We start from the raw sequence: 18,364 nt of genomic DNA, 5'->3' as shown, positions 1-18,364 counted from the left end.
CGTGGCTCCCCAGGGAGTTGAACCCTGACCGCCGGGTCTTCACCCCGGTGCTCTGCCAGTTGAGCTAAAGAGCCTGGTGCGCCTGAGAAGGCGCCAGTCGGATGCCCGCGAGTCGAACGCGGTGTTTCCTCATCCCAAATGAGGCGGGTTGCCGTCTCCCTCGCATCCGGAAGTACCCCTGCCAGGAGTCGAACCTGAATCTCGGCGTTCGTAGCGCCGCACTCTCTCCATTGAGCTACAAGGGCAAGAAACAAAAGCGTGCTGAACAAAGAGAGCCGCCCTGCTCGGTTTCCCGAGGGGCGGCTCCCTGAACATGACGTCTTACGAGGTCATGGAGGGGAGCCTGCGCCGCTCACCGGCGAAAACGGTCGCGATGACGGGCGCACGAAGCTGACGCTGCTAAAGCGTCGGCGCTGCGGCTGGCTCGTCATGGCGGTTCCCCTAATCCCTTGATGTTGGTGCCAAGTATTACGGGCACACACGGCGCCCGTCAATCATTTAAAAACGCTCGTAGGTCATGAACGAAACCCCGCTCTCGAACAGCTGCGCCGCGGTGCGCTTGAACTTCGTGATGTCGACCTTCCCGTCGAACACCGGGATCCCGCGCCCGAACACCACCGGGTGGATCTTGAACAGCAGCGTGTCGATCTCCGGCAGCAGCTCCGCGGCCAGCTTGCCGCCGCCGCAGAGCCAGATGTCGAGGCCGTCCTCCTCCTTCAACGACCGCACGCGGCCCACGACGTCCTGGCGGATCACCGCGACGTCGTGCGGCGTGTCGATCAACGAAGAGCTGACCACGAACTGCCGGAGGTGCGCGTAGGGCGAGGTCAGTCCGCCGGGCACCTGGTAGGTGTGGCGGCCCATCAGCACCGTGTCGAAGTGCCGGTTCGGTGCGTCCTGCAGGCCGAGTGCCTCGCGGAACTGGGTGGGCAGCGTGTCCGGGTACTCGGCGTTGATGCCGGTCATGTGGTCGCCTTCGAAGATGAACCCGTCGAAGGTCCCGTCCTCGGCCGCGATGAACCCGTCCAAAGTAACTGCCACGTAGTAGACGAGCTTTCGCATGCAGATCATCCCCCTCAGTCTCGCTTGAACCACGACAACTGTAGTACTATGCCTGTAGTGGTTGTCAAGGAGGATTCGTGGTCAAGAACGAAGCACGGCGAACCGCCCTGTTGGACGCTGCGATCGACGTCCTGGCGGAGGAGGGCGCGCGGGGCCTGACCTACCGCGCGATCGACGCCAAAGCCCAGGTGCCGGCGGGCACGGCGTCGAACTACTTCGCGAGCCGCGACGACCTGATGTCGGAGGTGGCGATCAGGGTGAACCAGCGGCTCATGCCGCCCGACGAGCTGGTCGAGGAGAGGCTGGCGTTGCCCCGGGACAGGTCGCTGACCCTCAGGTTCATGCACGACATCGTCAAGCGGGCGGACGCCGACAAGGCCTGCTACCTGGCGATGATGGAGCTCAGGCTCGAAGCCACGCGAAGGCCGGACCTGCGGACCGCACTGACGAAGACGGTCGCCGACAACCTCGACTTCAACATCGCGTTCAACGAGGAGTCGAAGCTGCCGGGCGACCGGATGACCGTCCTCACGCTGTACTTCGCGCTGACGGGGTTGATCTACGAACGGCTCACGCTGCCCGACATCGTCGAGCCGATGGACCTCGACGAGCTCATCGAGGTCCTCGTCGACCGCGCTATCGGCCCAAACTAACGACTCAGCGGGCCGCCGGTGATCGTCAGAGCCACGGCGATCACCACGATGCCCAAAGTCGAATAGAGGAAAGCGTCCATGCCACGGCCGCGGATCTTGATCAGACCCGCCTGCTCGTCGGTCACCAGGATCCGCAGCACCGCCGCCACCAGCAGCGACACGCCCAGCAGCACCGCGCCCTGGCGCCAGTGGTACTGGAAGATCCGCACCAGGCCGAGCACGCCGACACCGAGCACCAGCGCGAACGGCAGGTGCTTGCCGGGTCCCGACCGCCAGCGCTGTTCCGGCATGAGCGCTTCGGCGTCAGACCGCTGCATGGGCGCGCTCGGCGGCTTCGACGGTGTTGGTCAGCAGCATCGCGACGGTCATCGGACCGGATCCGCCCGGCATCGGGGCGAGCCAGCCGGCGACCTCGCGGACGTCCGGAGCGACATCGCCGACGAGGCCCGCGTCGGTGCGGGTGATGCCGACGTCGATCACCGCGGCGCCCGGCTTGACCATGTCCTTGGTGATCAGGCCCGCGCTGCCGGCGCCCGCGATCACGATGTCCGCGCGGCGCACCTCGGCGGCGAGGTCCTTGGTGCCGGTGTGGCACAGCGTCACGGTGGCGTTCTCGGTGCGGCGGGTCAGCAGCAGGCCGATCGGGCGCCCGACGGTGACGCCGCGGCCGACGACGGTGACGTTCTGGCCGGCGATCGGCACGTCGTAACGACGGAGCAGTTCGACGATGCCGCGCGGCGTCGCGGGCAGCGCGGCCTCCTCGCCGAGGACGAGCTTGCCCAGGTTGACCGGGTGCAGACCGTCGCCGTCCTTGCGCGGGTCGATCCGCTCCAGGATCGCGTTCGCGTCGAGGTGCTTGGGCAGCGGCAGCTGGACGATGTACGCGGTGACCTCGGGGTTCGCGTTCAGCTCGTCGATGACGGCTTCGAGCTCTTCCTGCGTGGTCTCCGCAGGCAGGTCGCGGCGGATCGATTTGATGCCGACCTTCGCACACGCCGAGTGCTTGCCCTTGACGTACGAGTGCGAGCCGGGGTCGTCGCCGACCAGCACGGTGGCCAGACCGACCTGGACCGGCAGCGCGGCGACCCGCGCCTTCAGGTCCTCGAACAGCGCGTCTCGGGTTTCCTTGCCGTTGAGCAGCGTCGCAGTCACGTCCTCATCCTCCCATTGGGCAGCGCCGCGATGCCCACCGACACCAGCGTCAGCACGACGCCGATCACCGTCGGCAACGCCAGGTGCCCGCTCACCGCGTCCAGCAGCACCGCCCCGATCAGCTGCCCGCTCACGGCGCACAACCCGACCATCAGCACACCGATGAACCGCACCGACACGATCGCGCCGCCCACGCCGACGATGCCGAGCAACCCGCCGAGGTAGAGCCACCACTCGGAAGGGAACGACTCCGGCATCCCGCGCGTGGCCACCAGGTTCACGAGCAGCAACGCCGTCGTGCCCGTGGTGAAGTTCACCAAGATCGTGGCCACCGAGTGCCCGGTGGCCTCGCGCACCAGCCCGTTCACCGCCTGCTGCCACCCCATCAGCAGGCCCGCGACCAGTGGCAGCACCGCGAGCCACAACGCGCCCGGCGACGTGAACTGGTGCGACACGGCGATCACCACGGCGACGACACCGACCGCCGCGCCGAGCACGCGAGTGATCGTCAACGGCTTGGGCTCTCCCGGCCCGAGCCCGCGCCGGTCCACGACCAGACTGCTCACGACCTGGCCGACGACCACCGCGACCGTGAACACCGCCACACCGATGGTCGCGATCGCGATCCCTTGCGACGCCACCAGAAACGCGCCGCTGATCCCGCCGATGCACTCCCACCAGCGGATCCGCCTGTGCACGAGCGCACTTCGCAACCGCGCGATGCCGTCCCGTCCGGACTGTCGCGACAGGACCAAGGCGATCAGCACGAGCAGACCGCCGCCAAATGAGATGAGCGCGGCCAGGAACCCGTTGTGCAACCCCTGCGCGAGCGACCCGTTGACCCGCCCCTGGACCGCGATCGCCACGCCGCCGACGGCCGCGAGCACACCACCGGTCACCTGCGTGGACCGTGACAACGCTCCTCCAGCCGAGACATCAGGGTTCTTGATCAGCTTTAACCTGGCACCTGCCCCGCGTTATGGTCGGGCCTCCACCGTTCGGCGCAGTGGCGGGGGACGTGTGCGATCCGGCGAGTTGCGGGGGAAGATGTTGGCGTGTCCGAGCCGAAGCCGTTGAACCCTACCGAGCAAGATGCTCTGGTTAAGCAGATCGGCCTGACTCTCATGCGGGCCGCGCCGGAGGACTGGCGCAGTGTTGTCGCGCAGTACCGAGCCACCGGCCGGTACTTCGAACTCGAGTCCGAGCTGAGGTTGCAGGACGGCAGCAAACGGGCGTGGGCGGTGCCGCAGGAGGTCGCGACGCTCTTCGCGCGGCTGCGGGCCGGCATGCACCGCGAGGGCCGGGGCAGTTGGACGAACGCCCGCTACCAGCTGGATCACCCGTCGAGCTACAACCTCGACTTCGACCGCGCCGAGCCGAACTGGCAGACGCCTCCGCCGCAGCAGGCGTACTTCGACGAGATGCGGTTCTTCCCGCGCGCGGACGAGAACGTGCCGGACTGGCTGCGCCGCAGGCTGAACCCGCCGACGCCGGTCTTCCGCACCGTCCGGGTGTTCGACGGCGCCGGTCCTGGCGGCCGCCCGTCGGTCAACCGGCCGCCGGTGCCGGAGCCCGAGGTCGCGCCGCTGCTCGCGTACCTGTCGAACGCGCCGGTCGCCGTGGCCGGTCGCGGTTTCGACGCGGACGTCCTGCACCCGGACAGCCCGCAGGTCGTGCCGTCCGGCTTCCAGACCGACGGCGCCTGGATCTGGCCCGCCGGCGTCTCCCACTACCTGCGCAAGTACGGCGTGCCGCCCGAGCCGGAGCTGGTCGAACGCGCCCGCGCCGCCGGTTTCACGTTGCCGGAGATCTCCGAGGAGACCAGGCTCGCCGCCGCCGCGAACCTCGGTGCGCCGGCCGCACCTCCCGGCACCGTGCTGCCTGTGCCGCCCGCACCAGAGCCGGAGCCGGAACCGGCCGCGGCCGCGGACGCGACGCAGTTCGTCCAGCAGCCGAAGTTCGACGACGAGCCGGCGCCCGCGTTCGACGAGGAGCCGCACGCCGACGCCACGCAGTACGTCCAGCAGCCGGACTTCGACGACGAGCCCGAGGCCGAGGTCGAGGAGTACGACTTCGAGCCGTTGACCTCCGACCCGGAGGCCGCCGAGGTCACGACCGAGCAGCCGCAGGTCCAGGCCGAGCCGGAGTCCGACCGCGCTGACGACGTCGACGACATCGGTGCCACGGTCGCGGTGGCGGTGCCTCCGATGGCCGGCGACGGTCCGCCCTATCGGGTGGTCTTCGACTCCGACGGCGTGCCCGACGTCGACGACCGGACCCTGCGCGACACCTACGGCGCGGGCATGGACCTCTTCGCCCCGCACCCGAGCGAGGTCGAGGAGCCGGTGGTCGTGGCGGAAGTTCCGGCAGAAGAACCGAACGAACCTGACGTCGGCCACGAAGAAGATGTCGTGGACGTTGTCGACGAGCCTCAGATCCCGACCGCGGGGCCGGACGAGCCCGAACTCCTCACGCACCACCGCGAGGAGGAGCGGACGGACAGCCTGGTCCCTGACGTCGAGGACCGCCCGCGCGACGTCATGCAGGACACGATGGCGTGGGCCCCGGCGGTGGACGAGCCGCTGGAGAGCCCGGCCGAGGTGACCGAGGAACACCCGGTCGTCGCGGTCGCGGAGGACGAGCCGGACCTGGCCGAGGACGAGCTGGAGTCCACCACGTCGTTCGAGTCCCAGTCCTTCGAGTCGCAGCCGTTCGAGTCCCAGCCGTTCGAAGCTCAGTCGTTCGAAGCTGAGCCGTTCGAGCAGGTTCACGTGCCGGAGCCGGTCGCCGAGCCTCTTCCGGTGCTGCCGGTTCCAGTGCCCGCTCCCGCACGCGTCGAGGAGACGACCCAGTTCGACGCGGCCCTTTTCAACGAACCGGAGATCGAACCGGAGCCGGAACCCGAGCCGGAGCCGGTGAAGCCGCCGCGGGTCGTCACGCCGGAGGAGGACCGCGAACTGGCCGGCACCCGCCGCGCGCTGGACGACCTGAGCGTGCCGCACGGCGTGTACCGGATCGGCGAGCCGTCAGACCGCACGTGGACGTTGCACCTCGACGGCGACAGCTGGGAGGTCTGCTGGTTCGACCACGGCCCGAAGAGCCCGGTGCGGTTCGACAAGGTCGAGGACGCTTCGGCGTACCTGGTCGGCAAGCTGGTGCTGGGCAACTTCCGCACGATCGTGCGTACCCCGCCCCCGCCTCCGCAACGGCCGATGGCCAACGGTTTCCGCGAGGAGCCGCGCCGCCCGGTTCCGCCGCAGCGCCCGCCGATGCCTCAGCCGCAGGCTCAGCAGGCGCCGCCGCCTCCTCCGCCACAGGCACCGGCTGCAGCGCCGGCACCAGCACCGGCACCGGTCGCCGTCCAGCAGGAAGAACCGTCGAAGCGGAAGTTCCCGATCTCACCGCTGGCCGGCGAGCCGCCGCTGACTTTGTTCCGCCACAAGCAGATGTTCGAGCTGCCGGCGGGCACCGAGGTCGACCGCTACGGCGACCAGGCCGGCAACCTCGTCTACGTGGCGGGCACGCCGTTCCCCGAACGCAGCCTCGTGCCGTCGTGGATCAACCGCCCGTACCGCGTGTACCGGTTGCGCCGTCCGCTCGAAGTGCTGAGCGGTGTCGCGGTGCCGTGGTTCGAGCAGCCCGGCGGCGGTACGGCCTACCTGCTGCCCAAGGCGATCGAGGAGATGGTCGCGGACGGCGTTCTGGTGGAGATCACGGGTTCAGCCGACAACTAGGCCGTACGCGGCCGCGAAAGCGATCGCCTGGTCGACGTCGATGAGGGCTCCGGCGAGCTTGGCTTGCCGGAGCCCGTTCGCGTCCAGCTTCGCCCCGCGCAGGTTCGCGCCTTCAAGCTTCGCGTCGAGCAGCCGCGCGCCCATCAGGTCCGCCTCGCCGAGGTCGGTGTTGCGCAGGTCCGCCTCGCTGAGGTTCGTCTCGCGGAACCGCTGCCCACCCAGTTTCAGGTCGTACAACGGCGCCTTCATGAACGACGCCAGCGTGAAGTCGACCTCGGTGAAGGTGATAGGCCGCAGCACGCAGTCCACGAAGTTCGAGCCCATGAGGCTGCACGAGTCGAACGACGACCGCGTCAGCACCGTGCGGTCGAAGGTGCACTGCCGGAACGCCGTCGCGTGGTGCTTCGACTCACCGAGGTCCGTCCGGGTGAAGTCGCACCGGGTGAACGTGCACCCCGTCGTGACGAGTTCGCGGAGATCGGCTTCGGTGAAGTCGCAGTCGGTGAAAGACCTCTTCTCCCAGTGCTGACCTGGCAGCACTGCGTCCGAGTAGTCCTCACCGATCTCTTCGACAGGGTTGTCCACTCTCACACTTTCGCACTGTCCACGTGTTGGTAACGTGCGGGTTGCCGGGCGACCTGCCCGACGTCAACGAGGACCGTCATTCGGGAAGGCTCATGACCCGCACGCCCGTGAACGTCACTGTCACCGGTGCGGCCGGCCAGATCGGCTACGCACTGCTCTTCCGCATCGCTTCCGGCCACCTGCTCGGCCCGGACACCCCGGTCAACCTTCGCCTGCTGGAGATCACCCCGGCGCTGAAGGCCGCCGAGGGCACCGCGATGGAGCTGGACGACTGCGCCTTCCCGCTGCTCAAGGGAATCACGATCACCGACGACGCGAAGACCGCGTTCGACGGCGTGAACGTGGCCCTGCTCGTCGGCGCCCGCCCCCGCACCAAGGGCATGGAGCGCGGCGACCTGCTCGAGGCGAACGGCGGCATCTTCAAGCCGCAGGGCGAGGCGATCAACGCCGGCGCCGCGGACGACGTGAAGGTGCTCGTGGTCGGCAACCCGGCCAACACCAATGCCCTCATCGCCCAGCAGCACGCGCCGGACGTCCCGCGCGAGCGCTTCACCGCGATGACGCGCCTCGACCACAACCGCGCCCTGTCGCAGCTGTCGAAGAAGCTGGGCGTCGCGGTCACCGAGATCGAGAACATGACGATCTGGGGCAACCACTCGGCCACCCAGTACCCCGACCTGTTCCACGCCAAGGTGGGTGGCAAGACCGCCGCCGAGGCCGTGAACGACCAGGCGTGGCTGGAGAACGACTTCATCCCGACCGTCGCCAAGCGCGGTGCGGCGATCATCGAGGCCCGTGGCGCGTCTTCGGCCGCTTCGGCCGCGAACGCCGCCATCGACCACATCTACGACTGGGTCAACGGCACCGAGTGGACCTCGATGGCCATCCCGTCGGACGGTTCGTACGGCGTGCCCGAGGGCATCATCTCGTCGTTCCCGGTCAAGTGCTCCGGTGGCTCGTACGAGATCATCCAGGGCCTGGAGATCGACGAGTTCTCCCGCGCCCGCATCGACGCTTCCGTGGCCGAGCTGGTCGAGGAGCGCGACGCCGTGAAGGGCCTCGGCCTCATCTAAATCGTGGCACTGTGAGCACGTGCGCATTCCATGGGACGTGCCCCAGCCACAGCTCTCCGATGACGTGCATCCTGCGCTCGCTGACGCCGCCCGTGCGGCGTCAGCGGCGTACGGACGCGCCCGATCACTGCACACGCGCCTCGAGCTCCGCGAAGAAGTGGCGGACGGCGCCGACGGAACACCGACGATGCGTGTCGATCGCATCGTCGAGGACGCGATCCTGGAATCCATCCACCGCAGTCGCGTGAACCTGCTGTCCGAGGAAGCCGGGTTCGTCGACAACGGTTCCTCGATCACCCTGGTCATCGACCCGGTCGACGGGTCGGCGAACGCCGCGTTCGGCGTTCCTCTCTCGTGCTTCGCCGGCGCTCTCGTCGAGGACGGCACGGCCAAAGAAGCACTCACGACATGGTTCGACACGGGCCGTGCGTGGCATGCGCGCGCAGGAGTTCCGACGTCGTTCCGCACGACCGGACGTACGACGCTGGATGGCGCGTCCGTGTGTTTGATGCGGCCGAAGACAGGCACGCAGGACGCGTGGCTGCGCATCGCGAACCGCGCCGACCGCATCCGGGTCCTCTGCACGACCTGCCTGGAGACCATGCTGGTCGCCGAGGGCACCGTCGACGCCTTCATCGATCCGGGCAGCGACACGCACCGGATCATGGACCTGGCAACGGCGCTGGTCACCGTGCCCGCGGCAGGCGGCGTGCTGGTCGACCTGAAGGGGCGCCCGTTCACGTTCGAACCCGACCTGACCCACCGGTGGTCAGGCGTGGCGGCAGCAACCCCTCAGCTCGCCGAGGAGTTGATCAAAACCGTGCTCGACGGCTAAACGGATCCGCGCGGCTCGACGATGCAGTCGGGGCCGGGGAACACCAGGCCCTCGTGGCCGTCGTTGAAGCGGACCAGGTACGGCGGCTGGCCGTCGGTCCCGCGCACTTCGAGGATCTCGCCCAGGCGCTCTTCTAGTCCTACTGAGCGGCTGTGGACGTGGAGCCTGTCACCAACTGTTGCTTGCATGATGCTGCAACACCTCCGGTGTGCGGCGTGAGGCTTGGCGCGTTGAACGCGTTAAAGACTAGGCCGACACCGGAGGTGCGCAACAGGGCTCAAGTGCTCATCCGCCGCAGGCCGCGGAGACCTTCGCGACGAGGTCGGCCTTCTGCTGCACCCAGTCCGCGGCGGAGTTGACGTTCTGCATGCCGTTCGCAGCCTCTTCCAGAGCCTTCTTCACCTGCTCGTCAGGCGAGGAGTTCGCGAGGTTCTCGAGCTCCTTGGCCTTGGCCTGGGTCTCCTCCAGCGCCTTCTGCGGGTCGCTCAGGTCCGGCGAGAAGCCCACGAGCTGGATCGCGTCGGCGCACAGCTTCACCTTGTCCGCGGTGTCACTGACGCCCTGGATCGCGTCGCACGCCGTCAGGCTTCCCAACGCGATGACGGCTGCCGCCAGCGTCCCAACTAGGCGCATTCGCTCTCCTCTTGCCCGATGTGTCCGTTTGTGTCACTGACGACTCTACCGAGGTACGTCCTGCGCGACCTGGCGTTGGTAGAGCTTGCGGATGACGTCGTCGATTTCCGGCTCCACGACGGCGAGGTCGTGGACCTCCACCTGCCGCACCACCTGGGTGATCAACTGTGCCGCCGTCGTCTCCGCCCTCCTGAACGTGAGGTGGTGACGCAGCCCGTTCGCCTCGCTGCGCACCGCCGTTACTCCAGGGACGTCCGGCGCCGGGCCGGGTTCCCTGAGGTCGATGACGAGCTCGCGTTCCGGGGTGACCTCCTCTCGCAGCACGTCCAGCGGGCCGTCGGCGAGCACCTTGCCGTGGTCGATCACCATCAACCGGGGACAGAGGCGCTCGATGTCGTCCAGGTCGTGCGTGGTGAGCAGGAGCGTCGTGCCGCGGCGGATGTTGATGTCCTTGAGGAACTCCCGCAGGCGTTCCTTGGACTCCAGGTCCAGGCCGATCGTCGGTTCGTCGAGCACCAGCAGCTCCGGCGCGTGCAGGAGAGCCGCGGTGATCTCGCCGCGCATCCGTTGGCCCAGCGAGAGCTGTCGCACCGGCGTGATCAGAAGCTCTTGCAGGCCAAGGAGTTCGACGCACTCGTCGAGCCTGGTTCTGTAGTCCTGCGCCGACACCCGGTAGATGGACTTGAGCAGGTCGAAGCTGTCCTTGAGCGGCAGGTCCCACCAGAGCTGGCTGCGCTGGCCGAACACGACGCCGATGCGCTTCGCGAGATCGCGTCTTGCCTTGGACGGATCCACGCCGCTGACCCGGAGGTGACCGCTGGTGGGCACCAGGATCCCGGTCAGCATCTTGATCGTCGTGGACTTGCCGGCACCGTTCGGCCCGACGTATCCGACGGCTTCACCGGCCTTGACGTCGAACGTGACGCCGTCGACCGCCGTGACGGTCTTGTAGTTGCGCCGCAAGCCTTTCGACGTGGCGACCTTGAACTCCCTGCGAAGCTCCCTGACCTCGATCATGATCCTGTTCCCCGGTAGTGCCTGACCGCGAAGCGCCACACGAGCCCGGCGGCGGTCGCCGCCAGTGCCGCGACGAGCGGTGATGTCCAGCCGACCCAGCCAGGCAGGCCGAGCGGGTCCTGCTTCCCGAGCAGAGCGAGGCTCGGGTAGTACGCCACGAACGCCCCCGGCACGACGTACGCCATCACGAAGCGCAGCGGCCGCGTGTAGACGTTGATCGGGTACGACGTGAAGGCGTTGCTGCCGTAGGTGACGGCGTTGGAGAACTCGCGGCCCTCGATGATCCAGAAGCACACCGAGCACGCCACGATCCAGACCGAGCTGAAGATGACCGCCGCGGCGATCGGCGCGGCGATGGTCAGCGCGACCTTCGCCGCCGTCCACTCGACGGGGACGTGGGTGAGCGCGTAGATCATCACGGCGAGCGCGCCGACGATGCGCCCGATCCTGCGCAGCCGGATGTCCGACACCATGATCTGCGGCAACGTGCCGAGCGGCCGCATCAGCAGCACGTCGAAGCTGCCGGTGCGGATGTAGGTCGGCAGGTTGTCGAGCTGCCCGGCGAAGAGGTCCGCGACCCCGAACCCGGCGCCCGCGATGGCGTACATCAGCAGCACTTCGTTCTTGGTGAATCCGCCGAGCGCGCTGACCTGGCCGAACAGCACCAGGATGACGATCAGTTCGATCCACTGCGCCAGGATCTGGGTGACGAAGTCCAGCGCGAACGAGGCGCGGTACGACATCTGGCTGCGCAGGCGTGCGCCGATGAGCCTGGGGTAGATGACGTCAGCCACCCTGGACCACCACCTTGCGCACGGCCCGTTGCAACGCGAAGTGGCCCAGCGCCAGGATCACCGCAGCCCAGAACACTTGGTAGAGCAGGAGCTTCCCGGGGTTGCCGTGCCCGAGGAACACGTCGATCGGTGCCTGCAGCAGCGCCGGGAACGGCGTCATCCACAGCACCTCCCGCGCCCACTCCGGGAAGAACGCGACGGGCACGGTCAGCCCGCACAGCAGGCCGGACGAGATGTTCCAGAACCCGAACAGCCCGCGGTTGTCGATCAGCCAGAACGCGCTGATCTCGATCAGGAACCGGCAGCCGAAGCAGATGACCAGCGCGATGACCGAGCTGACCAGGAAGAGCGGCCACTGGTAGGCGTTCTCGGGGAACCGGAACGGGAACAACAGCATGCCGATCAGCATCGGCGGCGCGAGCCTGGCCAGGAACGCGTACCCGCCGCGGCCGAGGTCCTCCGCGAGGAGCGCACCCTGCAGGTGCCACGGCCGGTACAGATCGACGACGACGTCACCGGATCGCACGCGCTCGGCGAGCTCGTTGTTCCCCCACAAGAGGATGAACCCGAGCAGCCCCTGCCCGATCCAGACGTAGGTGTTAGCAGCAGCGACGTCGTATTCCGCGATCTCGCCGTTCGCCGCCTTGAGCGCGGCGACGATGACGGAGACCCGGAGCAGGCCGAAGACCACGTTCGCGGTCATTCCGGCCAGCATCGCTTGTCGGTAGGTCGAGTACCTTCGGAATCCAGCAATGATCAAATCGGCGTGAACACGCACGTCGGTCCACGTTACAGACCGTCGCAAGTGGAATTGTTCAACTGCCGAAAGCGCTGTTCACGACCTCGCCCTCCTCGGGGTCCGAGCCGAGGCAGAGGAAGTAGCTGCGCGTGCCGTCCTTGAACCCGACGGCGGCCATCTCCCAGCCGGTCGTGTCGACGGTCGGCCGCGTGTTCGCCTTCATCACCGCAGGGGTGCACACGTTCACGATCTCGGCCGAGTTCAGCATCTCCTCCGAGCTGACTCCGGGGATGTCCCCGGAGAGCCAGCCGCCCGCGAACGCCTCCCAGTAGTGCTCGTCCGCACAGCTGCCGACCTTGCGAGCGGTGGCGGGCTGGCCGCCGACCTCGTTGATGCCGCGGAAGCAGGTCGACTGGTCGATGCAGAACCCGCTGTCGCACTTCTTGAGGAACGGCGGGACGTCCTCGGCCCCGCCCTGCTGGGTCGTCGCCGGCCCAGGCCCTTGGGCGCCTGCCTTTTTGTTGTCGAACAGGTTCCACGCGATCACGCCGCCGACGAGAACGACGACAAGTGCCGCGGCGGCGACGAACGGCCACACCTTGCGCTTCGGCGGCGCTCCAACCGGCACCGTGGGCTGCCGCATCGGGTCGAGCAGCTCGTCGCGCAGTTGTGCCGCACTTGGCGTGCGCAGGTTGGCGTCGGGGTGCAGGGCCCGTGCGAGGGTCTCGTGCAGCGCCGGCGGTACTCCGTTGACCGCGGGCACCGGCCTGCGCAGGATCTCGCCGAGCTGGTCAAAGCTGCTGATCGGCCACGGCACCGGACGCGGCGGCTTGCCGGCGAGCAACGTGTAGAGCGTGGCGGCGAGCGAGTAGACGTCGGCCTGCGGCGTCGGTTCGGCCATCGCGAACGCTTCCGGCGGCGCGTAACTGGGGCTCAGGGCGTCCCTGGTGACCGTGCTGCCGCCCTGCGCGTCGAGCAGCGCCGCGAGCCCGAAGTCGGCCAGCTTCGGCGTGCCGTAGCGGTCGACGAGGATGTTGCCGGGCTTGATGTCCCGGTGCAGCACGCCTTCTTGATGTGCGGCGGCGAGTGCGTCCGCGAGTTTTACGCCGAGGTCGCGGACCTGTTCGTGGTGCAACGGCCCGCGTGCGTCGAGCTGGTCGGCGAGCGAACCGCCCGTGCACAGCTCCATGACCATGTACGGCGTGCCCTGGGCGGTGATGTTCGCGTCGTGCACCCCGACGACGTGCGGATGCCCGGACAGCTTGGCCGCCGCGTGCGCCTCGCGGAGGAACCGGCGCCGGTCCCGTTCGTCGGCGAGCACCCGGTTGTCGATCTTCACCGCGACGTCACGGCCCAGCTGGGCCTGGTGGGCGCGGTAGACGGTGGCGAACCCGCCTGCGCCCAACGGTCTCAGGTCGGTCAGGCCGGGAATGTGGGGTGCGGTCACGCGCGCACCCTAACCGGTGAAGACGCTGCCTTTGCTCGTGACGTTCTTGCCTGGCCCGGCAATGCAGTGGAAGTAGGGCTTCTTGCCCTTCGTCAGCGGCAGCACGGCCCACGCGGTGAACTCCACCGGCTTGCGGGCCCGCTCCTTCATGACCCTCTCCGTGCAGAACTTCCTGGGTTCCGGCAGCGCCTGGATCTCCTTGAGCGTCAGCTCCGCGGCGTTCGGCGGCAGCCACCCACCGCTGTACGCCTCCCAGACGTGCTCCTCGTCGCAGGTCGGCGCCCGCGGAGCCGACCGCTTGCCGTCGATGGTGATCACCCGCTGGTAGCAGGCAGGCTCGCTGAGGCACATCCCGTCGCCGCACTCGACCAGGCCGGCGCTCGACTTCTCGGTGCCGCGCAACAGGAAGTAGCCGCTGGTGCCAGCGATGACCAGCAGCGCGACCACGGCTGCCGCGATCCACGGCCAGCGGTTCCTCTTGGCCTCCTTGCCTTTGAGCTCGTCCCGGAACTGCTCGGCGCTCTTGGTCCGGCGCTCGGTGTCGGGCTCGAGCGCGTGGACGAGCGTTTCCATGAACTGCTCGGACGCCTGCGGAACCGTGGGCACCGGCGACTTCAGGATCTCCGCCAGGTGGTCGAAGCTCTTGACGGGCCAAGGGATTTCCCTCGGCGGCCGATTCGCCAGCAACGTGTAGAGCGTGGCGGCGAGAGAGTAGACGTCCGTCTGCGGCGTCGGTGCGGTCATCGCGAACGCCTCGGGCGCCGCGTAGTTGGGGCTGAGCGCATCCCGCGTCGCCGTGCTGTCCGCGCTGCCGTCCAGGATCGCGGCCAGCCCGAAGTCGCTGAGCTTCACCGCGCCGTGCGCGTCGACCAGCACGTTCGCCGGCTTGATGTCCCGGTGCAGGATGCCCTGCGCGTGCGCAGTCGCCACGGCGTCCGCGAGCTGCACGCCGATCTCCCGCACCCGCTCGGCTTTCAGCGGTCCTGCGGTGAGCTCGTCGGCGAGCGTTCCCTTGCACAGCTCCATGACCAGGAACGGCCGCCCGTCCGCGGTGATCCCGGAGTCGTGCACCGTCACGACGTGCGGGTGACTGGACAGGCGACCGGCGGCGTGCGCCTCGCGCAGGAACCGCCGCCGGTCCCGTTCGTCGTGCAGGGGCCGGTCACCGATCTTGACGGCGACCTCCCGCCCCAGCTGAGCCTGCCGCGCCCGGTAAACGGTGGCGAACCCGCCGTGGCCGAGTGGTCGGAGATCGGTCAGGCCGGGGACGTGCGGTGCGCTCACGCCCCGCAGCGTAGTGATCCGCTCCGCAGCGCGTGGCCACTTGTGTTGTCATCGTCAGACCACAGAACGGTCTTCTTGCCGTTGACACAGCTCGGCGAGATCGCAAAGCCTTCCAGGTTCACGTTCGGCAGCTTGCTCGGCCGGTCGTACGTGGCCGAGACCTTGAAGTTCCCGCCGCTGACCGTGAGGGTCGTGGAGCGCCCGCTGCAGTTGTTGTCGCAGACCGCCCACAGCTTGCCGCCGTCGAACTCCAGGTCCATCACCTGCTTGTGCCCGCTGGCGAACTTGGTGATGAGCTTGGCGGTTCCTTGCAGGGCGTAGACGTACACCTCACCGGTGGCCTCAAGCCCGACCGCGAACAACCCGCTGCCGTGACCGGGGTAGTCGGCGGGGTTGTACGTCTTCCCGCTGCTGTCCTTGAAGCCGTTGCTCGTGAGGTAGGAGTCCGGCAGCCACGAAATGGCCTCGGGCCCGTCGTTGGGGTCGACCTCGGGCATGCCCCCGAGCGCCCACTCGGCTGTGGCGGCGCTCCCGGTGCCGTACTTCAGGATCATCGGTGAGCTGGTGTCGCCGTTGTTGTTGTCCCGCTCAACGGCGACGAAGAGCCCGTCCGGCGTGAAGACCACACCCTCGGCGTCGGGGTCGCCCTGCCCGTCCTTGAACTTGAGCGACCGCTTCTGGTCGACCTTCCACGTGCTGCCGCTGGGCACGAGCCGGTAGAGCGTCGACGGCCCGTTCTTCACCGCCCACACGACGTTCGGGCTCTCGAACGACAGCCCGCTCAGGTTCGTCCCGAACACGTTCGTGCCGTCAGCGGTCTTCGTGGCGGAGTCGCCAGGCCACGTGGTGGCAGCGCCCGCGGAGGCGGCCATCATCCCCAGCGCGACGACCGCGAACACGCCAATAACCTTGATGCGCAACGCAAACGCCCCTTCTCGCACGAGATGCTGTGGCACCTCGGTCGGGCTGGCGGCGTGCGTCCAGTGGACCAGACAGCGGCGTTTCGGTGCTACTTCTTCGCGGCGGCCTTCGCGGCCTTCTTGAAGTCCCGGACCTCGAGCAGCGACTTCTGATCGGTCACGTCGGCGACGCTGCGCCTGCTCTCGGCCTCGCCGTAGTGCCCAGCGGCCTCGCGCCACCCCTCGGGCGTGACGTCGAACTGTTTGCCCAGAAGGGCGAGGAAGATCTTGGCCTTCTGGTCACCGAACCCGGGCAGCGCCTTGAGCCGCTTGAACACCGCATCGCCGTCGCCCTCGGCCCAGATGCGGGTGACGTCGCCGTCGTACTGCTCGACGACGAACTGCGAGAGCGCCTGCACCCGCTTGGCCATGGAACCGGGGAAGCGGTGCACGGCGGGCGGCGTCGCCATGATCGTGGCGAAGGCCTCGGGGTCGGCCTCGGCGATGCGGTGCACGTCCAGGCCGCCCATGCGGTCGGCGAGCACCTTCGGGCCGGAGAAGGCCTTCTCCATCGGGATCTGCTGGTCCAGCAACATTCCCAAGAGCAGTGCGAACCGGTCTGACGCCAGCAGGGCGTCCGCGTCGGGGTTCTGCGCGAGGCACACCGTGCGGGTCATGGCGCACATCGTGACACGTCACCCGGAAGATCGCCGGTACCGGCCGGGCGCGACTCCGAACGCCCTCTTGAACGCCGCTGCGAAGGCGAATTCCGAGGTGTAACCGACTGCTGTGGCCACCGCGCTGAGCGGTGCGTCGGTGGAGCGCAGCTCGCGGGCCGCGAGGGTCATCCGCCACCACGTCAGGTAGCCCAGCGGTGGTTGGCCGGTCTGTGCGGTGAAGCGACGGGCGAACGTTGCGCGGGACAGGCCTGCGGTGCGAGCCAGTGAGGCCACGGTCCACGTTGCGGCGGGGTTGTCGTGCATCGCCTGCAGAGCGGCGGCCGTCGGGTGGTCGCGCAACGCTGCGGCCCAGCCTGTGGTCGTGGTGCCGCACCAGGAACGGAGTGCGTGCACCAGAAGGACGTCCAGCAATGCGGGGATCAGGGCTGCGCTGCCGAGGTTCGGCTGGGCCAGTTCGGTGTTCAGCAGCGTGGTGGCGGGAGAGGACCCGCGGAGCAGCGGTGGCAGCGAGCGCAGCAGCGGGTGCATGCGGGGTGGGTCGACCTCATAGGCGCCGCACAGGGTCACGCACGGGCCGTCACCGGACATCATGTGGCCTTTGTCGGCCACCACGACGATGTCGCCGGCTCGCAGCGTCTGGTCGTCCACCCGACAGGTTCCCGAGGCCACGACGTGAAATCCCAGCGAGCCGGGCACTGGTGGGTACCACTGCTCCCACGGGCCGTCGTACTCGCTGCGATGCGAACGCGGTGTGCCGGTGCGCATCACGGTCAGCACGTCGCTCAGCACGTCCATGGCGAGACGCTCGCACATGAACTTGAGCCGAACAAACATGGATCGTCTCGGAGCCTCGGCCATAGCGTCGGGGATGTGAAGATCGCGCGCATAGCTGAGTTCGGTGGTCCGGACGTGATCAGGTTCGACGACGTGCCGCTGCCGCAGCCAGGGCCGGACGAGGTGCTGGTGCGGGTGGAGGCGACCAGCTTCAACCCCACCGAGGTCGGGGTGCGCCAGGGGCTGGTCCCGGTGGCACTGCCGTTCTCGCTCGGCTGGGATGTCGCGGGCACGGTGGTGGGCACCGGCGAGCGGGTGATCGGGTTCCTCGACGGTGGCGCTGCGGCCGAGTTCGTCGTTGCCCCGAGGGACAGGCTCGTGCCGGCGCCGCGGAGTGTGTCGCTGCGTCACGCGGCCGCGCTGCCGCTGGCGGGGCTCACCGCCTGGCAGGCGGTCGCGGAGGCGCGTCTGCAGCCGGGGGAACGGGTGCTGGTCAACGGCGCGGGCGGGGGCATCGGCGGGTTTGTCGTGCAGCTTGCGAAACGGGCCGGTGCACACGTGATCGCGACCGCGTCGGAGCGCAGTGCGGCTGTGGTGAAGGCGTTCGGGGCGGGCGAGGTCGTCGACTACACGCGGGATCCGTTGCCGCGGGACGTGGACGTCGTGCTCAACCTCGTTGCCGCGGTGGAGGTGCCGGCGGGACGGATCGTCTCCGTCACGACCAAGATCGGCACACATGTGATCGCGCGCTACGACCGCGCCGTGCTCGAAGCGCTCGTGTCTCTGGTCGACCGCGGCGAACTGGTGCTCGACGTCTCCGAGGAACTGTCGCTCGACGCATTGCGCGAGGTGCATCGGCGGAGCGAGGCGGGCGACATCCGGGGAAAGATCGTGCTCACGCCCTGAGTCGCGTTCAAGACCCTGAAACAGCCCGAAGGGGCGGCCGCTGGAAAGCGACCGCCCCTTCGAGGAAATGTTCTTACGATTCGTGCGAGTGGTACCA

Annotated in this window: 20 protein-coding genes and 2 tRNA genes; 5 read left to right on the top strand and 17 right to left on the bottom strand. The window is 68.4% G+C overall.

Going from position 1 to position 18,364, the window contains the following annotated elements; translation table 11 throughout:
- Window positions 1-2 precede the first annotated feature (2 nt).
- From LFM09_RS30510 to LFM09_RS30500, 3 genes are all read right to left on the bottom strand, one after another.
- A tRNA-Phe gene (locus LFM09_RS30510) sits at window positions 3-74 on the bottom strand.
- A gap of 99 nt (window positions 75-173) precedes the next feature.
- A tRNA-Arg gene (locus LFM09_RS30505) sits at window positions 174-245 on the bottom strand.
- Between the two features lie 253 nt (window positions 246-498).
- Window positions 499-1,062 carry a dihydrofolate reductase family protein gene (locus tag LFM09_RS30500; RefSeq protein WP_414100029.1) on the bottom strand — a complete coding sequence of 188 codons (564 nt, stop codon included), beginning with the start codon at window positions 1,060-1,062 and terminating at the stop codon, window positions 499-501.
- A 77-nt stretch (window positions 1,063-1,139) separates the two neighbouring features.
- On the opposite strand from LFM09_RS30500, the gene LFM09_RS30495 reads away from it, so the two are divergent.
- The gene (locus LFM09_RS30495; RefSeq protein WP_414100028.1) at window positions 1,140-1,715 is read left to right on the top strand and encodes a TetR/AcrR family transcriptional regulator; all 576 of its coding nucleotides are present in this window, start codon (window positions 1,140-1,142) and stop codon (window positions 1,713-1,715) included.
- Here LFM09_RS30495 and LFM09_RS30490 read toward each other — a convergent pair.
- The 3 genes from LFM09_RS30490 to LFM09_RS30480 are packed head-to-tail and all read right to left on the bottom strand — an operon-like array spanning window position 1,712 to window position 3,784.
- A complete protein-coding gene (locus LFM09_RS30490) occupies window positions 1,712-2,005 on the bottom strand; it encodes a DUF3017 domain-containing protein (protein WP_112262406.1) in 294 nt (97 codons plus the stop codon). The two genes, LFM09_RS30495 and LFM09_RS30490, sit on opposite strands and share 4 nt — an antisense overlap.
- Window positions 2,006-2,018: 13 nt before the next feature.
- Complete coding sequence (locus LFM09_RS30485) at window positions 2,019-2,867, bottom strand: bifunctional methylenetetrahydrofolate dehydrogenase/methenyltetrahydrofolate cyclohydrolase (protein ID WP_414100027.1); 849 nt, start codon at window positions 2,865-2,867, stop codon at window positions 2,019-2,021.
- Complete coding sequence (locus LFM09_RS30480; protein WP_414100026.1) at window positions 2,864-3,784, bottom strand: DMT family transporter; 921 nt, start codon at window positions 3,782-3,784, stop codon at window positions 2,864-2,866. The genes LFM09_RS30485 and LFM09_RS30480 overlap by 4 nt, the downstream gene beginning before the upstream one ends.
- 138 nt (window positions 3,785-3,922) lie before the next feature.
- On the opposite strand from LFM09_RS30480, the gene LFM09_RS30475 reads away from it, so the two are divergent.
- Window positions 3,923-6,601 carry a TNT domain-containing protein gene (locus LFM09_RS30475; RefSeq protein ID WP_414100025.1) on the top strand — a complete coding sequence of 893 codons (2,679 nt, stop codon included), beginning with the start codon at window positions 3,923-3,925 and terminating at the stop codon, window positions 6,599-6,601.
- Here the strand turns inward: LFM09_RS30475 and LFM09_RS30470 are convergent.
- Complete coding sequence (locus LFM09_RS30470; RefSeq protein WP_414100024.1) at window positions 6,587-7,186, bottom strand: pentapeptide repeat-containing protein; 600 nt, start codon at window positions 7,184-7,186, stop codon at window positions 6,587-6,589. The genes LFM09_RS30475 and LFM09_RS30470 overlap by 15 nt on opposite strands.
- A gap of 92 nt (window positions 7,187-7,278) precedes the next feature.
- Here LFM09_RS30470 and LFM09_RS30465 point away from each other — a divergent pair, with 92 nt between their 5' ends.
- Window positions 7,279-8,259 (top strand): malate dehydrogenase, encoded by a 981-nt coding sequence (locus LFM09_RS30465; protein ID WP_414100128.1) that lies wholly within the window; start codon window positions 7,279-7,281, stop codon window positions 8,257-8,259.
- A gap of 19 nt (window positions 8,260-8,278) precedes the next feature.
- A complete protein-coding gene (locus LFM09_RS30460) occupies window positions 8,279-9,094 on the top strand; it encodes an inositol monophosphatase family protein (protein WP_414100023.1) in 816 nt (271 codons plus the stop codon).
- Here the strand turns inward: LFM09_RS30460 and LFM09_RS30455 are convergent.
- From LFM09_RS30455 to LFM09_RS30410, 10 genes are all read right to left on the bottom strand, one after another.
- Window positions 9,091-9,282, bottom strand: coding sequence for a DUF1918 domain-containing protein (locus LFM09_RS30455; RefSeq protein WP_414100022.1), 192 nt, complete (start codon window positions 9,280-9,282; stop codon window positions 9,091-9,093). The two genes, LFM09_RS30460 and LFM09_RS30455, sit on opposite strands and share 4 nt — an antisense overlap.
- A gap of 97 nt (window positions 9,283-9,379) precedes the next feature.
- Complete coding sequence (locus LFM09_RS30450; protein WP_414100021.1) at window positions 9,380-9,727, bottom strand: hypothetical protein; 348 nt, start codon at window positions 9,725-9,727, stop codon at window positions 9,380-9,382.
- 45 nt (window positions 9,728-9,772) lie between these two features.
- Window positions 9,773-10,744: an ABC transporter ATP-binding protein gene (locus tag LFM09_RS30445; RefSeq protein WP_414100020.1), complete on the bottom strand. Its 972-nt coding sequence runs from the start codon at window positions 10,742-10,744 to the stop codon at window positions 9,773-9,775.
- Entirely contained in the window at window positions 10,741-11,538 is a 798-nt protein-coding gene (locus tag LFM09_RS30440; RefSeq protein ID WP_414100019.1) for an ABC transporter permease, read from the bottom strand. Before LFM09_RS30440 ends, LFM09_RS30445 begins: the two co-directional genes overlap by 4 nt.
- Window positions 11,531-12,241, bottom strand: coding sequence for an ABC transporter permease (locus tag LFM09_RS30435; RefSeq protein WP_414100018.1), 711 nt, complete (start codon window positions 12,239-12,241; stop codon window positions 11,531-11,533). Before LFM09_RS30435 ends, LFM09_RS30440 begins: the two co-directional genes overlap by 8 nt.
- A gap of 112 nt (window positions 12,242-12,353) precedes the next feature.
- Window positions 12,354-13,724, bottom strand: coding sequence for a serine/threonine-protein kinase (locus LFM09_RS30430; protein WP_414100017.1), 1,371 nt, complete (start codon window positions 13,722-13,724; stop codon window positions 12,354-12,356).
- A 9-nt stretch (window positions 13,725-13,733) separates the two neighbouring features.
- Window positions 13,734-15,008, bottom strand: coding sequence for a serine/threonine-protein kinase (locus tag LFM09_RS30425; RefSeq protein WP_414100016.1), 1,275 nt, complete (start codon window positions 15,006-15,008; stop codon window positions 13,734-13,736).
- Window positions 15,005-15,907, bottom strand: a complete 903-nt coding sequence (locus tag LFM09_RS30420; protein ID WP_414100015.1) for a hypothetical protein — start codon at window positions 15,905-15,907, stop codon at window positions 15,005-15,007. The genes LFM09_RS30425 and LFM09_RS30420 overlap by 4 nt, the downstream gene beginning before the upstream one ends.
- A 110-nt stretch (window positions 15,908-16,017) precedes the next feature.
- Window positions 16,018-16,584, bottom strand: a complete 567-nt coding sequence (locus LFM09_RS30415) for an HhH-GPD-type base excision DNA repair protein (protein WP_414100014.1) — start codon at window positions 16,582-16,584, stop codon at window positions 16,018-16,020.
- Between the two features lie 18 nt (window positions 16,585-16,602).
- A complete protein-coding gene (locus LFM09_RS30410; protein ID WP_414100013.1) occupies window positions 16,603-17,400 on the bottom strand; it encodes an AraC family transcriptional regulator in 798 nt (265 codons plus the stop codon).
- A 57-nt stretch (window positions 17,401-17,457) separates the two neighbouring features.
- On the opposite strand from LFM09_RS30410, the gene LFM09_RS30405 reads away from it, so the two are divergent.
- Window positions 17,458-18,267: an NADP-dependent oxidoreductase gene (locus LFM09_RS30405; protein ID WP_414100012.1), complete on the top strand. Its 810-nt coding sequence runs from the start codon at window positions 17,458-17,460 to the stop codon at window positions 18,265-18,267.
- Window positions 18,268-18,364 lie beyond the last annotated feature (97 nt).

This window comes from Lentzea alba (genome assembly GCF_047445655.1).
GTDB classification, from domain to species: domain Bacteria; phylum Actinomycetota; class Actinomycetes; order Mycobacteriales; family Pseudonocardiaceae; genus Lentzea; species Lentzea alba_A.
The sequence above is the reverse complement of the archived record's forward strand: the minus strand, read 5'-3'. Positions and strand labels throughout refer to the sequence as shown.